Annotated in this window: 9 protein-coding genes; all 9 read right to left on the bottom strand. The window is 41.6% G+C overall.

All coding sequences use genetic code 11. The annotated features are described in order from the left end of the window. Window positions 1-19: 19 nt before the first annotated feature. The 9 genes from MLE17_RS10695 to MLE17_RS10655 all read right to left on the bottom strand — a co-directional run bounded on the left by MLE17_RS10695 (window position 20) and on the right by MLE17_RS10655 (window position 15,262). Window positions 20-2,449 (bottom strand): fasciclin domain-containing protein, encoded by a 2,430-nt coding sequence (locus MLE17_RS10695; protein WP_243348791.1) that lies wholly within the window; start codon window positions 2,447-2,449, stop codon window positions 20-22. Window positions 2,450-3,946: 1,497 nt separating this feature from the next. After that, window positions 3,947-7,159 carry a carbamoyl-phosphate synthase (glutamine-hydrolyzing) large subunit gene (gene carB / locus MLE17_RS10690; protein WP_243348790.1) on the bottom strand — a complete coding sequence of 1,071 codons (3,213 nt, stop codon included), beginning with the start codon at window positions 7,157-7,159 and terminating at the stop codon, window positions 3,947-3,949. A 267-nt stretch (window positions 7,160-7,426) separates the two neighbouring features. Then, on the bottom strand, window positions 7,427-8,500 hold the full coding sequence (gene carA, locus MLE17_RS10685; protein ID WP_243348789.1) for a glutamine-hydrolyzing carbamoyl-phosphate synthase small subunit: 1,074 nt from the start codon (window positions 8,498-8,500) through the stop codon (window positions 7,427-7,429). Window positions 8,501-8,959: 459 nt separating this feature from the next. Further along, window positions 8,960-10,285, bottom strand: coding sequence for an ATP-binding protein (locus MLE17_RS10680; protein ID WP_243348788.1), 1,326 nt, complete (start codon window positions 10,283-10,285; stop codon window positions 8,960-8,962). Between the two features lie 659 nt (window positions 10,286-10,944). Beyond that, entirely contained in the window at window positions 10,945-11,598 is a 654-nt protein-coding gene (locus MLE17_RS10675) for an exopolysaccharide biosynthesis polyprenyl glycosylphosphotransferase (protein WP_243348787.1), read from the bottom strand. A gap of 570 nt (window positions 11,599-12,168) precedes the next feature. Next, window positions 12,169-12,894, bottom strand: a complete 726-nt coding sequence (locus MLE17_RS10670) for a WecB/TagA/CpsF family glycosyltransferase (RefSeq protein ID WP_243348786.1) — start codon at window positions 12,892-12,894, stop codon at window positions 12,169-12,171. 21 nt (window positions 12,895-12,915) lie between these two features. Further along, window positions 12,916-13,452, bottom strand: coding sequence for an acyltransferase (locus MLE17_RS10665; protein ID WP_243348785.1), 537 nt, complete (start codon window positions 13,450-13,452; stop codon window positions 12,916-12,918). Further along, window positions 13,449-14,426: a glycosyltransferase family 2 protein gene (locus tag MLE17_RS10660; protein WP_243348784.1), complete on the bottom strand. Its 978-nt coding sequence runs from the start codon at window positions 14,424-14,426 to the stop codon at window positions 13,449-13,451. The genes MLE17_RS10665 and MLE17_RS10660 overlap by 4 nt, the downstream gene beginning before the upstream one ends. Further along, complete coding sequence (locus tag MLE17_RS10655; RefSeq protein WP_243348783.1) at window positions 14,423-15,262, bottom strand: glycosyltransferase family 2 protein; 840 nt, start codon at window positions 15,260-15,262, stop codon at window positions 14,423-14,425. The genes MLE17_RS10660 and MLE17_RS10655 overlap by 4 nt, the downstream gene beginning before the upstream one ends. Window positions 15,263-15,264 lie beyond the last annotated feature (2 nt).

Genomic DNA, 15,264 nt, shown 5'->3' with positions numbered 1-15,264 from the left:
GGGAAATTGTTTTCTTTAGTTACTTGACTATCTTAAACCAAGGGTAGTTATTTACAGCATGAATGACTGCACGCGGCCCCATAAAGTTGCTGTAGTAGGGTGTATTCACATTCAATCGCGTACGGTTAATGGTTACAGTCTGATCAATTTTTGTAATTCCAATGCCACCATCAACCAATGTCTTATCACCAAGAGTAATATCCTTGGGAATGAAAGTCATAGTAAGATCATCATTCTTTTTGATGGTCATATAGGTTTTCTCCTGCAACAAGCCCAGTTCAGGCGCATTAGCCCTCATCATGGTGGATAAAGTCATTTCTCTGGTATTTGCAGGAGTTGAAGGAATTATATACTTCTCTCCGTCATCCGGCAATACTGTTCCCGAAAGGAAACATGATTGAACGAATTCCTGTGCAGTACGGAAAGCGGTAGGATTAGTTGCTACAACGGAAGAGGTATCCGGAAGCACAATGCCAAACTTGTTGATAATTGCATTTTTAGCCTGGTTCAATATTGCATCGGTCGGGATAAGAATGGTATAGTAGTTTCCCTCTGGGATACCGGTTAGTTTTCCATCCGTTGTATTCAGAAGGGCTCTGGTCATATAGCTCAGGAATATTTTACCCTGACCGGTGGTTTTTACATAGCGGGCAACGAAATTATACAAAGACTCATCGTTCCAGCCTGCATTAGCTGAGGGCTGAGTGGTGCGTGGACTGTATTGCAGGAGCTTATCCCCCTTATATACGACACCATTATTAAATTCACCCACCTTGGTAAGTGTGACGAAATCTTTGTTATCGAGGAAGTTTCCTACTCCTTGTACCTGATTGTTTTTATATCGGATCACATCGCCATATTCGTTTACGGCATAACCGTAACCGTCATATTGAGTTGGGATTTTTGATGTTACAAACTCAGGCAAAGAAGTATTCAGTTCACTATTCTTAATACGACGGAAGATACCCATGCGAATGATTCGTTTCAAACGGTCTTCAGCTCCATTTGCAATGTATCTGTTACTAAACGTATTAGCCACATTGTCATAAGAAAAACCGTCTGCTTTTAGCTGGTCATCTGTAGGAAGTATAATGGTGTAGTTCTCCTCAATATATCCGGTAAGAGGCGATTTCATCAAATCCTCCATCAGGGTGCTAAAATAGAACTTTTTCATCGCATAATTCAGAAGCTGATAATTCGGGTTCAAAAGGATTTCTGAAAATACGGTCTCGAAATATTTACTTTTTACCACATCATTAGTCTGGTACAAAATACCATTACTAGCCAGGGTTGATGATACAACACCTGCCTGGTCAAAGGTTTTACCGCGGCTACCTTCTCCATTAAGGAATTCGCCATTGGCATTCTGACCTGTTGCATAACCTGATGGCCAGATCAGTTCGTCCTTCATGTGAGCTTGCAGGAAGTCTGTAATGACCTCTTTGGGCAGCTCATTCAGGGTTTTGTAACCTCTGTTCAGAATCTTAGTCGAGAAATAGTTATCGATCGCCTGTTTACTTGGCACAATCATGGTGTAACCACCCTGCTCAACGCCAAGGGTTGAACCTGAGGAACTTCCATAAAGCTCCTGGTTAGGCTGGAAAGGCAGACCGGTATAAAACTTCGCATACAGATTGGTAATATTCTTTTCAGGATACAGCTTTTTATATTCTTCAGTAAGAGTGTTGCTTTCCTGGTATTGTACGTAATAAGAAGTTCCGTCATAAGAGAAATCAAGCAAATTTTTCATGCTAGAAAATCCGTCTTTGTTTTCTTTCAACAGTTCGTCAATGTTCTTCAAAACATAAGGCACTGAATCCAATACATGGATGATACCATTTTCAGCATAGATATCTTTTTCCACAACACCGGCATTCTGAATACGGATAGAATCAAAAGAGGCATTGGGATAAAAATGCGCATAATCCGCTCTTCCATCTCCAAGGCTATTGGTTCTGAAGTATTTAGATGTCAGTACAGGAATAAAGCGGAACGGGGTCATGATATTTCCGGTAGTTGTACTTAAATCAGCCACCCAGGAATCTACTCCGTTTACTTTTTCCTGATAAATCGTTTTATAATAGGAAGTTCTTCTTTTTATGTACTCACCAGCTATTCCGCCAAGCGTATTGGAGTCGTATTTATTGTAGATCATGGTATAACCCACAATTTTTTTCAACTCATCAACAGGAATATCGGCAACTGTTGCATAATTGTTTTTCTGCATAAATGCCTTGAAGGCATTGTCATTCGGTGCAAAAACAGTGTAATTGCCGGCTCCTTTCAGAACTTTAGCGTAAGGTGTCTTGTCAATACATTCGAGATACAAAGAAAAATTGCCCTTTTCTTTCAGAATGTCATAGACAGGAGCCTCGAGCCAGTCCGGACGATCGTAATAGTCATCTTTGTTTGAGCAGGATATGGCCAACAAAGAGAGCAATACACTCATGAATAATATACATGTGTGCGATGCAATTCCTATTCGATTCTTCTTTTTAAGAAAACCGGCAGATGTGTTTTGGAAAATCTCCCTTTTCATTTTCAAAATTGGTGTAGAATAGAACATAAATAATTAAGTATATAAGTAAGGTTAAACTCTATTTTCCGGTAAGAAAACTGGAGGATAGCCATGGTTTTAGATTGAACAAGGCAAAGATAGAGTGCCACAAAAATCTGAAAATAGAAACTTATACAAATAGCTGTCTTATCGTACAACTCTGGTCCAAACCCTGAAACATCTGACAGTTACACCTCTGGATATCCATTTATTAGAGCTTGTATAAACTACCATCTCAATTTATCAGACACAGAGAAAATCGCCCGGATACGCAACAAAATCACCACAACTATTTCACCACTGAGGCCTTCAGACTTTGGCCATTTCAGCATAGCACAACTCCTACCATGCGAAAATACGACAAGCTATTCCCTTGCCCGATGTTATTTCGTACAAATACATAGAGAATCATACAAGCCTAAAACATTTCACACAACATGGTTAATTTAACAACCAGCAGGTTAAATCAACATCTTAAACAACAGGAAGCTCATAAAAGCGGTACAACGGGAAATCAGGGCTCCGCCAGGTCATTTAATAAATAAAGGGGAATAAAAAGTGGACAAAAAGACAAAGAAGAGTGGACAAAACAACAGGGCTCCCAAGCAGAGAGAATGATTTTACCTCCCGACAACATTTAGTCGGAATTCATCACCTCGACAAATACCCATAATAAAGAAAGAAGACTCTTCCTTATATAAAAATGTGTCGGTAAAGTTTAAACAGACTCTAAGCATACGAGAAGGTCTTATTGTCTGCCTCCAATAAGGATCTGGAGAAATTTTCAATTCTCAGCAGCTTAAAACGGGCAAATCAAATCAGCAGGACAACCATAACCGGTTAATTTACAAGGAAGAACTAACCCAGAAGAAAAACATTAAGAAAGGATAGGAAATGGAAGAATCCGGAGAAGCAGAACCATTTGGCGGTTCAATATTGATCCACAATAATATCTCTCCATTTATCACCACGAAGGACCCACAAAACCTAACAGGTGAGGTGTCAAAAATACAGAGCATTTATAGAGATAAATTCGTCCCTAAAATCAATACGTTAAATCCGTTCTCAAATGTTGATGTTGTCTCCCGATAGCTATCGGGACCGCACTTGATGCGGGATCTCTCAATCAGATAATGACAGTATTACGAGCAAAACGCAATATTCTGCGATTTTGAGATCCCGTGTCAGGCACGGGATGACAGTGCGAAGTTTCGTTCACTTATAGAAAATAGAACGAAGTTGTTTTTATCAACACCTTTGATTTTTGACACCTCACCTAACAGGTTTCGAAAACCTGTTAGGTTTCTCTTTACCCCGCTCCAACACCAACAAAAAAGGGTGACCGTTTGGCCACCCTTAATGTATATACCGCGTTTAAGCGCGTTTTATTTACTTGTATTCACACCAGCTCTTGATCTGGATGTCATCCATGCTCATGTTGCAGAACGCATGAATAAAGGCAGAAGCAAGGCGCGGGTTAGTGATCAACGGAATGTTAAGGTCGATCGCTGCACGACGCACTTTATAACCACGGCTAAGCTCGCGGGAAGTCAGGTTTTTAGGAACATTCACCACAAAGTCAATTTGTTTGCTTTGCAGCATATCCATTACCTGAGGATCTCCCTCCTCACCCGGCCAGTGTACCAGTTTGGATGGAACATCATTATCGGTCAGGTATTTGTGGGTACCGTTTGTTGCGTAGATTTGGTATCCTTTCTCTGCCAGTAACTTCGCACTTGGAAGCAATGAAGCTTTTTGTTGTGCATCACCAGTTGACAGAAGAACTGATTTCTCAGGAATGCGGTAACCTACTGACAACATAGATTTCAATACCGCTTCGTAAGTATCATCCCCGATACAACCTACCTCACCGGTAGAAGCCATATCCACACCCAATACCGGGTCAGCCTTTTGCAGGCGGGTGAATGAGAACTGAGAAGCCTTGATACCTACATAATCCAGGTCGAATGCACTGTGGTTAGGCGTTTCGTAAGGAATACCCATCATCACTTTGGCAGCCAGTTCGATAAAGTTATATTTCAATACCTTAGAAACGAATGGGAAGCTTCGTGAAGCACGAAGGTTACACTCGATCACTTTGATATCGTTGTCTTTTGCCAGGAACTGCATGTTGAACGGACCGGTGATATTCAGCTCTTTAGCGATCTGACGTGCAATGCGTTTGATGCGACGTACAGTTTCCACATACAATTTTTGCGGAGGGAACTGGATAGTTGCGTCACCTGAGTGAACACCGGCGTATTCCACGTGCTCTGAGATAGCGTAAAGAACCATTTCGCCTTTATCGGCTACTGCATCGATCTCGATCTCTTTCGCGTTTTCGATGAACTCACTTACCACTACCGGATGTTTCTTCGATACGTTAGCTGCCAACTGAAGGAACTGTTTCAGTTCGCTGTCGTTTGAGCAAACGTTCATCGCTGCACCTGAAAGTACGTAAGAAGGACGAACCAATACCGGATAGCCAACTTCGCTGACAAAGCTGTCAATATCATCCATGCTGCTCAGCTCTTTCCAGCGTGGCTGGTCGATACCGAGGCGGTCACACATGCTTGAGAATTTATGCCGGTCTTCAGCGTTGTCGATGCTTTGTGCAGAAGTTCCAAGGATAGGAACATTGTTTGCATCCAGACGCATAGCCAGGTTGTTAGGAATCTGTCCGCCGGTAGAAAGAATCACACCGTGTGGGTTTTCCAGTTCGATGATGTCCATCACACGCTCGTATGAAAGCTCATCGAAGTATAGGCGGTCACACATATCGTAGTCGGTCGAAACCGTCTCGGGGTTGTAGTTGATCATAACCGAACGCCAGCCTTCCTTACGGATAGTCAGCAGGGCATTTACCGAACACCAGTCAAACTCTACCGAGCTACCGATACGGTAAGCTCCCGAGCCCAATACGATTACCGAACGGTGGTCGCCCAGGTATTTCATATCGTTGGCAGTACCGTTGTAGGTCAGGTACAGGTAGTTGGTTTGTGCAGGATATTCAGCAGCCAGCGTGTCGATTTGTTTTACAACAGGAGTAATGCCCAGGCTCTTACGGTAGTCACGAACTGCATTCAATGAAACATCTTCGTCACCTTTACCTACGATCAAACGGCCGATCTGGAAGTCAGAGAACCCTTGTTGTTTAGCGTGGCGAAGCAAGTTTGCAGGAAGAGATTCGATTTTGTCAAATGTTTCCAGCTCATTGGCCGTTGTGAAGATGTTGTATAGTTTTTGCAGGAACCAACGGTCAATACGAGTCAACTCGTGGATTTGGTCGATGGTGTATCCTTTGTAGAATGCGTCAGAAATCGCGAAGATACGCTTGTCGGTCGGCTCTTTCAGCTCTTTGTCGATGTTCTCGACTTTCAGCTCTTTGTTCGCCACGAAACCGTGCATACCCTGACCGATCATACGCAGACCTTTCTGGATCGCCTCTTCGAAGGTACGGCCGATAGCCATAACCTCACCTACCGATTTCATGCTACTGCCGATCTCACGGTCAACGCCCTGGAATTTAGCAAGGTCCCAACGGGGCAGTTTACATACGATATAGTCAAGCGCAGGCTCGAAAAGTGCGGTAGTTGATTTGGTAACAGAGTTTTTCAGGTCAAACAGTCCGTACCCGAGCGCCAGTTTGGCAGCCACGAATGCGAGCGGATAACCGGTAGCTTTGGAAGCCAAGGCAGAAGAACGGCTCAGACGGGCATTTACCTCGATCACGCGATAGTCTTCTGAGTATGGATCAAATGCATACTGAACGTTACATTCGCCTACGATACCGATGTGGCGGATGATGCGAATAGCCAGTTCGCGAAGTTTGTGATATTCTGCGTTGGTTAGTGTTTGAGATGGAGCAACAACGATAGACTCACCGGTGTGGATACCGAGCGGGTCGAAGTTCTCCATGTTACAAACGGTGATACAGTTGTCGTATTTGTCACGAACCACCTCGTACTCTACCTCTTTCCAGCCTTTGAGTGATTTTTCCACTAATACCTGAGGAGAGAATGCGAATGCTTTTTCGCAGAGAACATTAAGTTCTTCTTCGTTGTCGCAGAAACCGCTACCGAGACCACCCAGTGCATAAGCGGCACGTACGATGATAGGATAACCGAGTTCTTTGGCAGCACGACGAGCGTCTTCGATGTTTTCAACCGCCTCACTTTTGATGGTCTTAACGTCGATCTGGTCCAGTTTTTTTACGAAAAGCTCACGGTCTTCCGTGTCCATGATAGCCTGTACCGGAGTACCCAGAACTTTCAGGTTGTATTTTTCGAGAATACCACTGGTGTACAGTTGCACACCACAGTTCAGCGCAGTCTGTCCACCAAAAGCGAGCAGAAGACCATCCGGATTCTCTTTCTTAATTACTTTTTCTACGAAGAAGGGAGTGACAGGTAGGAAGTAAATCTTGTCTGCAATACCTTCCGATGTTTGTACGGTTGCGATGTTCGGGTTGATCAAAACGGTGTAGATACCCTCTTCACGCAATGCCTTTAACGCCTGCGAACCAGAGTAGTCAAACTCACCGGCTTCACCGATTTTCAATGCTCCCGAACCGAGAATAAGAACTTTTTTAATCTCTTTCATTGAGTATTATATAGTGCTGTTGTTTATTCGTTTTGTTTAGTTATTCGAAAGTGAATGACAACTTTCGGCATTTAAGAGAGTACCCCAATAAACAGTCAATTTAGAAGCTTTCTTCTCTTAAGTTACAATTGCCCCAAGCCCCTAAAGGGGATGTCAGGAAGTGCAAATAAGCTCCGAAATACCACTCTTCAAAGTCCCCTTTAGGGGATTAGGGGCAGGAAGAACGATGCGACTAATTTTGAGATATCCTCCTGAGAGTTCTGATTATTATTTTATCAGATTCACGAAATCGTCGAACAGAAACTCGGTATCAGTCGGACCACTTGCTGCTTCCGGGTGGAACTGACAAGAGAAGTACGGTTTGGTTTTGTGTTTGATACCTTCGTTGGTGCCGTCGTTCATGTTGGTGAACAATGGTTCCCAGTCGCTGCCCAGTGTCGCGTTATCCACCGCGAAACCGTGGTTCTGGCTGGTTACATAGCAACGGTTGGTACCTTCCATGCGTACCGGCTGGTTGTGGCTGCGGTGACCGTATTTCAGCTTGTAAGTTTTTGCGCCGCCGGCTTTCGAAAGCAATTGGTTACCCATACAGATCCCGAAGATCGGTTTGCCGGTTTCCATAAATTTGCGGATGTTCTCAACAGTTGTGTCACAGAAGTCGGGGTTACCCGGTCCGTTAGAGACAAAGAGTCCGTCAAACTCCAGCGTATTGAAGTCATAATCCCAGGGCACGCGGATCACGGTTACATCGCGTTTCAACAGGCAGCGGATGATATTGTGTTTCACACCGCAGTCCACAAGGCAGATTTTTTTCTTGCCGTTACCGTAAGTAATCACCTCTTTGCAGCTGGTGATCGCTACCTGGTTTTCGGTATTTGGGTTGTGGAAGTCAATTTCATTTTCGTCTTCGAAAACGATTTTTCCCAACATAGCACCTTTTTCGCGAAGGATTTTGGTCAACTCGCGGGTATCAATTCCGTAGATGCCCGGTATTTTACTTTCAATCAACCATTCGCTAAGGCTTTTGGTTGCATTCCAGTGGCTGTGCTCGAAGGAATAATCAGATACAATAAATCCGCTTACATGAATCTTTTCTGATTCGTAGAAAGCGGATAAGCCATCAACAATTTGATCAGCGGGAACACCGTAATTGCCGACAAGCGGGAACGTCGAAACTAGAATTTGCCCCGAATAAGAGGGGTCGGTCAAACTTTCGGGATAACCTACCATCGCCGTGTTGAAAACAACCTCTCCGGCAACCGGTTTTTCGTATCCAAACGATTTCCCGTGGAAGACAACTCCATTCTCTAAGACTAATGAAACAGGCTTTTCTTTACGCATTTATATACTAACTTACTCTGTTATTTAAAAATCAGGCAAAGATAAGGATAATCACGCAATTATCAGAAAAGACCAAAGGGAAATTTGTGGATATTAACAACTTGCACAGAAAGAATATCACAGAAAACCCCAATAGCGATCAGCGGCTCCACGCCGCTTGACGCGTTACCAATTCAACCTGCAATTTATATCACAGAGAACAACGGAGGTTTACACAGAGAGCCACAGAGCGATAAATATTAAACCTCTGTGCCGTTCTCTGTGTATCTCTGTGGTAAGAAACAGTACGGCTCTCTGGCGATCAGCGGCTTCATGCCGCTTGACGCATTACACGAAGCTTAGGGAATATTTCTCTAAGTAACGATATTACCCATACCATTCGTTATAGAGCCATATTTGTTGTCACATTTTGCAGTTACAAACCCTGGTAAAATGATTTTCAATAAATGACACTTAACATTAGCGGCTGTGATGATACAAATTCCCTACAGCATAAAGAGGGAATACTTCTATCTTATCATAGAACGAAAAATTCTCCTGCGACACCCGAATTCCTTTTTCACTATTTTTAGAATCCATAAAAAGGTACAAACTTTGCATACTGCCTTTTGTACCGGACTTAACTTCAATGGGTAGTATTGATAAGCCAATCCGAATCAGATAATCAACTTCAGCATTACTGTTCTTTGCTTCGCGCTGCCAATAATACAAACTCTGACGCTGGTAGCACGATGCTGATTTAATCAGCTCCAGACCAACATTCAGCTCAGCAATATTTCCTTTATTGATGGATTGAAAATCATCCTTCAGTAAAATCTCAGATAGGTTTAATCCCAGTAGTCGCTGAAAAATACCGGAATCAAAAACGATGAACTTACGTTTTTTAGGATTTACTTCCGCCCCCAGGGGGATACCATTGGCCGAACTATGGGTAATCGGAATAATTAATCCTGCCATAGTTAACAATTCAAGTGCGTCCTTAACCTGCATCCGGTTTAAATCCGGAGAGGTATTGCTATATACAAATTTTTGTCCGTTCTGCTCCACCACCGACTTAAATACTTCCCGTATCACAGATGTAGAGGCCCGCTTTTTGTATTTTGCAAAATCATCTTCATACGAATAAATCAAATCATCCAAAACACGCTGACATTTTAATAAATCATGCGCCTCCAGATAAGTAGATACAATTTTAGGCATGCCACCCAAAATCAAAAATCGCTTATATAAATCGAGAGCCTTGCGATGAACTAGCTCTGATAATGGATTTTGTGGAGACGCTTCGGCAATTGCTTTGCGCAATAATCCTGCACCGGATGCTTCTATAAATTCACCAAACGAAAAAGGATATAAAAATAGAGAACTAATGCGCCCTACTCCAAATGACGGAAGTTCTGATAATGCAAACTCAAGCAGGGAACCGGCTGCAATAACATGTAGTTCAGGATATTTCTCGTAGAAAAAACGCAACGATGATATAGCAGGCAAACAACTTTGAATCTCATCAAGAAATAAAAGTGTTTCACCGGGCACTATAGGAGTATCGTATATCACCGATAGCTGCTCACAAATTCGTTGAGGATTTAAATTTCCTGCAAAAACAGTCTTTACATCCTGATCTTGCTCAAAATTTACCTCAATAAAATTTTTGAATTGAGAGCCCAAATTTCGTATCAAGGATGATTTACCAACCTGACGGGCTCCACGAACCAACAATGGATGTCTATCCGATTCGTTTTTCCAGAGATACAATTCTGTTTCTATATCACGCTTATAGTAGGCCATATCTTTTACCGGGCTTAAACTTTAGAACTGCAAAGATATTCATTTTCGTTTTTCCAAGGCAATATCGCAATTTAAAATACGTTTTTCCAAGTCAATACCACGATTAGGAATACGTTTTTCCAAGGCAATAACACCATAATTCTTATTTAAGGGGTTCTACCGGGTTTAGTGTGAGACAATACAAAGAGCATTAATGTCAAATGTATTCAATATCTCTCCGTCTCGAATTACTGCCCCTAATTATCTCCCGATGGTCAATGACCGTTGGTTCCCCTGAAGGGGACTTTACCCACAGTATGTTTTTGACTCTCTGCGGGTTAAATGGCATTTATTTAGCGACTTATTTCATTCCCGGCACTCTCTTTAAGTCCCCTTTAGGGGAATCGGTAGATCGGCGAAGCTAATTAGGGGCGGTTGTGTAGAATTATCATTTTAATAAAGCATCCCCAGTGCCCAGTTTATATCAAGTAAAATCATACACCCACTCTAAAACCAGTAGTGCCAATAAAACAAAAAGCCACAGAGCGGTAAATATCTAACCTCCGTGGCCCTCTGTGCCGTTCTCTGTGTATCTCTGTGATAAGAAAATAACTCTGGAGCAAAGTCCTACTGTGCCCTATGTGCCTATGTGGTTCAAAAAAACTCTCACTACTCACTACTCAGTAAGCCAGCTTCTCCCCCTGCACCACATTCTTGACCGTACGGTAAATAATCTTCAGATCCAGCGCCAGCGACCAGTTCTGAATATAGAAGACATCCAACCGTACCCGACCGGCCATCTGGTGCAGCTCCCGGGTCTCACCCCGAAATCCTCTCACCTGGGCCAACCCGGTAATACCCGGCTTCACTAAGTGGCGATCCATATAGTTATCGATCAGCTCCGAGTAATCTTCCGTATGCTTAATCATATGCGGACGCGGTCCTACCACCGACATATCCCCGATCAGCACATTGATAAACTGGGGAATCTCATCAATATTGGACTTGCGCAGGAAGTCACCCACTCTCGTCTTGCGGGGATCATCCTTTGTTGCCTGGAGCTTATCCGAGGCCTTATTGACTCGCATCGAGCGGAATTTATAACACCAGAACTCTTTCCCGTTCAGCCCCGTACGGAGTTGTTTAAAAAACACCGGGCCCGGCGAAGAGAGCTTAATCGCAATCGCCACTATCAAAAAGAGCAGTGGGAATATCATCAGTAATACCACCAGGGAAAACAACACATCAAAGGTGCGCTTCACGGCCTTGTTTCTCACTTCGTCCAGCACATCCCGGTTCAGTGCAATTGCTTCAGTTTTTTTCTCTGTTTCCATTCTTAGTCAGTTAACAATATATCATTGTGCAGGAGCAAATTCCTCAATACGATTACAAAAATAAGCAATTGTAAAATTTATCGCTTCATTTACTTGCAATCCCTAACGTTTTTTCTGTAGAAATGAAATTTGTGACAGTTAGCATAACTTGATTCTTTCGTCAGTCGGGATTTGCAATCCCGGCTTCTTTTATCTCCAGGATCTGTGATCCATAATCTTAATTTCTTTACTGGCGCTTACAGGGATTTACGCACAGAAATCCGACTATATCCCGAACAGACTCTCAGGAGGTTCTTCCCCCATTACCGTTTCATCCCAGGAATAATCCGGAGCGGATCATTCAACCTCTGTCAACTAAAAAGCCATAATGGTTTCATCCACTTCAGTATCCACCACTCCATTATTCCATTGATCAAACCCTCAAAATCCGCGCTTCGAACAGATTCAAATACCACAAAGAAATCTTTCCCGGCTACCATTTTAAGATAATTGATTATTTCTTCAAATTCACTATGATCCGCTAATCATAGCATTCCAACTATAAGCAATATGCTGACGGACTTCCGGATTTTATTCATCCTTATCATGAGACAAGGTCTCCCCCACCAAATGACTGACAAATAAAGCATTTCCCACCAGATACCTTTTCCATAGCCTTCCCGGCTCGGAAGAGAAACGATGCAACCACTCCAGACCGGCATTTTGCATCCATTTGGGGGCGCGATTCTTATTCCCGGCATAAAAATCAAATACCGCACCAATACACCCAATGTGTTTTACATCCAGGTATTCCATGTGCTTCAATGCCCATTTCTCCTGCTTGGGTGCGGTCATGCCAATAAAGAGCACATCCGGCTTTACCGCATTGATTGCCTCTATCATTTCCCGGTTATCGTCATCAGAAAAATCAGGTTTATAAGGGGGAGAATAGGTCTCTATCCTCACATTGGGATATTCTTTCGCTGCACGTTCCCTTATTTTATCTAACGTGGATTCGCTGCTCCCCAGAAAAAAGGAAACCCCTCCAATATTCTGCAATCGCTTCATCTCAAATCGGAAAAGATCAGCACCAGCTATGCGCTGCACCTTTCTTTTCTGTAACATCTGGATGGACCACACCACACTGGCGCCATCTGCAATCAATACATCTGACTTTTGCAGTGCCCTGGCAAATCCGGCGTCTTTCCGACTGACATTGTAAGAGTGTGCATTGATCGTCGTGATCAATAACTTCTTATTCGGCAGATGCCGTAACGCCATCCGGTTACGAAGTGGTTTTATTTTTTTGAGTCGCATAACTAACCTATTGAAAATATTTTATCTTTTCTCTGTAATTCGCAAATGTTCTTCTAGTTGCTCTTTATCATCAAATCTATCTCGAATCTTTTTTGCGGGATTCCCTCCATAAATCGAATAGGGATCAACATCCTTTGTTACTACAGAACCTGCTGCGATAATACTACCTGTCCCAATCTTAACACCACCTAAAATTATTACTCCCAGACCAATCCACACATCATCTTCTACAGTAATCAGTTGATCTAATCCCTTCCAATCGTAATTTTCATCTCTGATTTGAGGTGATAAACGAATAGGAACGCCTAATTGTTGATAATGATGATCATAACGACCTATCAAAGAAACATGATTAGCTAAAATCACATTATTACCAATAATAGCATCACATTCTATGATGGAATATTTACCGATATAAAAATTATCTCCAATTACAAGCTGTTGTTTTGCCCATAAAAAGACTCCCCGGGCAGCATGAAAATTTTTTCCAATTTGGTATTTACGCCATTTTAGATGCTTCAGATACAAATCGCGAAAATTCTTTATTGTTTGAATCATTTCCCTGCTATTTTTTTTAAGAATTCAGATAAGACTGTTTTTCTTCCATTTTTTGAAATCAACAATTTTATTCTAATCTGAATCTTATGCCTTTTTGAAAAATAGAAAATAAATTCTCGCGTTCTGTTTTGCGATGGATTAACAAAGGGAATAAAACTGTATATTGATTTTATATCCTCTTTTTGAACTGATAAGTACGGGTTTACCCCAGAACAATGAGTTCCAGTTTCATTGTATCCGATATTTTGAACTAAAGAGTAAGTTGGATACACAGAATAATTATCACTTAGAAAGTGATTAAAAGACCAACGAACATACCAAGAATCATTTTTGTTGCCGAGAGACTCTAATAGCATTTTGGATATATCTGCACCACATTCTCTTTTGAATGATTTCAATAATGACTTGTCTCTATTAATGATATCAAACAACTCTTTCTTATTGAATAGATCAACATTCCAATATTCTTTCCATGTTGCCCATCCCCAAGGAAAAGGCCTTCTTTGAAAATACACATCAGACGATTTTTCTTTAAGAGCCAACGAAAATCCATTTATTGTTTGAACCCTTGGATACGCTTCATAAAATGCTAAGGCTTGGTTCATAAAATCTAGAAAATCGGGAGTGGTTTTCAGATCATCTTCTAATACAATAACCTTACCATATTGCACGACTATTTTTGATACTCCGTCAATAATGGACATCGCCAAGCCTTTATTTACCTCCGATTCAAAAATAGTTACAGATTTAAATCCGGAAATTTGTCTTACATAATGTCTTACCTCATTTACTTTTAGCGATGCTAGCTCACTCTTAGGACCATCAGAAAAGATAAACAACTCTGATTCTGAAGCAAGATTGTTTTTTAGAAGAGCCTCAACAGTTTGTTTAGTCTCTTCTAAGCGATTATAAACAAATAAACAAACCGGACTAATCTCTTTATTTATATTTTTTCGTGATGTTTCAGTACTCATTTCTCTGCTTTTATGTACTTATTCCAGAATCTTGGGAAAATCAATCGAATATGAATCGTCAAAAAGTTGGTTATTGCTTTCTTATAGCCATAATGCCTCTTCGCGTACTCAAAAAACTGAAACGGAACTCCACCCAATGGTGTAGTAAACACACTCAGACGCTCAATAAGAGAATATTTTGGGTTAAACCATTTAGTGAGATCATTTTTTTCACAATATGCAATAGACTCAGTTGTTACATAGGATTTAATCCCTTGCTTAGATGCCCGCATACCATAATCAAAGTCTCCCAACCCATGATGAAAAATGGGATCCAAATTACCAACAACATTAAACACAGACGCAGGAACTAATACCACATTACCATTAAAATAATCACATAATTGAGGCACTCCGTTTGGTATAAGTTTTTCCTCCGTCTTTTTATTCAAGCCACTATAAGTAACCTCGCCATCAATTTTGGTTTCACAGACTCCACAAACAATTGAGCTCTCACCTACTTTGTCTAAACAGGACATTAAAATCTGAAGCGCATCTGGTTTTAATATAGTATCATCATTCAACCACAAATAATAGTCATAATTTCCTTTAGCTGCTTCACTCCATGCCAAACACATCCCCCGATTCCAGAATAATAAGCCATTTCCTTGTATTACTTTTACATCTGGAAAGCGGGATAGTACTTCAATACTTGTACCATCTATACTACCATCATCTACCAAAAAAACATCAAAAGTATTTTCATTTGGCAAATGACAATTATGCAAAGCCTCTAGACATGCAATCGTCTTTACTTTACGGTTATGACACGTCATTAGGACGGCAATATATTTCATAT

It is taken from the genome of Parabacteroides sp. FAFU027 (assembly GCF_022808675.1).
Classification (GTDB): Bacteria; Bacteroidota; Bacteroidia; order Bacteroidales; family UBA7332; genus CAXXIC01.
This window is presented reverse-complemented; position numbering and strand designations above follow the sequence as displayed.

What these genes read in the sequence shown, in the direction of transcription:
- MLE17_RS10695 (WP_243348791.1), bottom strand. Translation starts at nt 2,449, where the DNA reads ATGAGTGTATTGCTCTCTTTGTTGGCCATATCCTGCTCAAACAAAGAT.
- carB (WP_243348790.1), bottom strand. Translation starts at nt 7,159, where the DNA reads ATGAAAGAGATTAAAAAAGTTCTTATTCTCGGTTCGGGAGCATTGAAA.
- carA (WP_243348789.1), bottom strand. Translation starts at nt 8,500, where the DNA reads ATGCGTAAAGAAAAGCCTGTTTCATTAGTCTTAGAGAATGGAGTTGTC.
- MLE17_RS10680 (WP_243348788.1), bottom strand. Translation starts at nt 10,285, where the DNA reads ATGGCCTACTATAAGCGTGATATAGAAACAGAATTGTATCTCTGGAAA.
- MLE17_RS10675 (WP_243348787.1), bottom strand. Translation starts at nt 11,598, where the DNA reads ATGGAAACAGAGAAAAAAACTGAAGCAATTGCACTGAACCGGGATGTG.
- MLE17_RS10670 (WP_243348786.1), bottom strand. Translation starts at nt 12,894, where the DNA reads ATGCGACTCAAAAAAATAAAACCACTTCGTAACCGGATGGCGTTACGG.
- MLE17_RS10665 (WP_243348785.1), bottom strand. Translation starts at nt 13,452, where the DNA reads ATGATTCAAACAATAAAGAATTTTCGCGATTTGTATCTGAAGCATCTA.
- MLE17_RS10660 (WP_243348784.1), bottom strand. Translation starts at nt 14,426, where the DNA reads ATGAGTACTGAAACATCACGAAAAAATATAAATAAAGAGATTAGTCCG.
- MLE17_RS10655 (WP_243348783.1), bottom strand. Translation starts at nt 15,262, where the DNA reads ATGAAATATATTGCCGTCCTAATGACGTGTCATAACCGTAAAGTAAAG.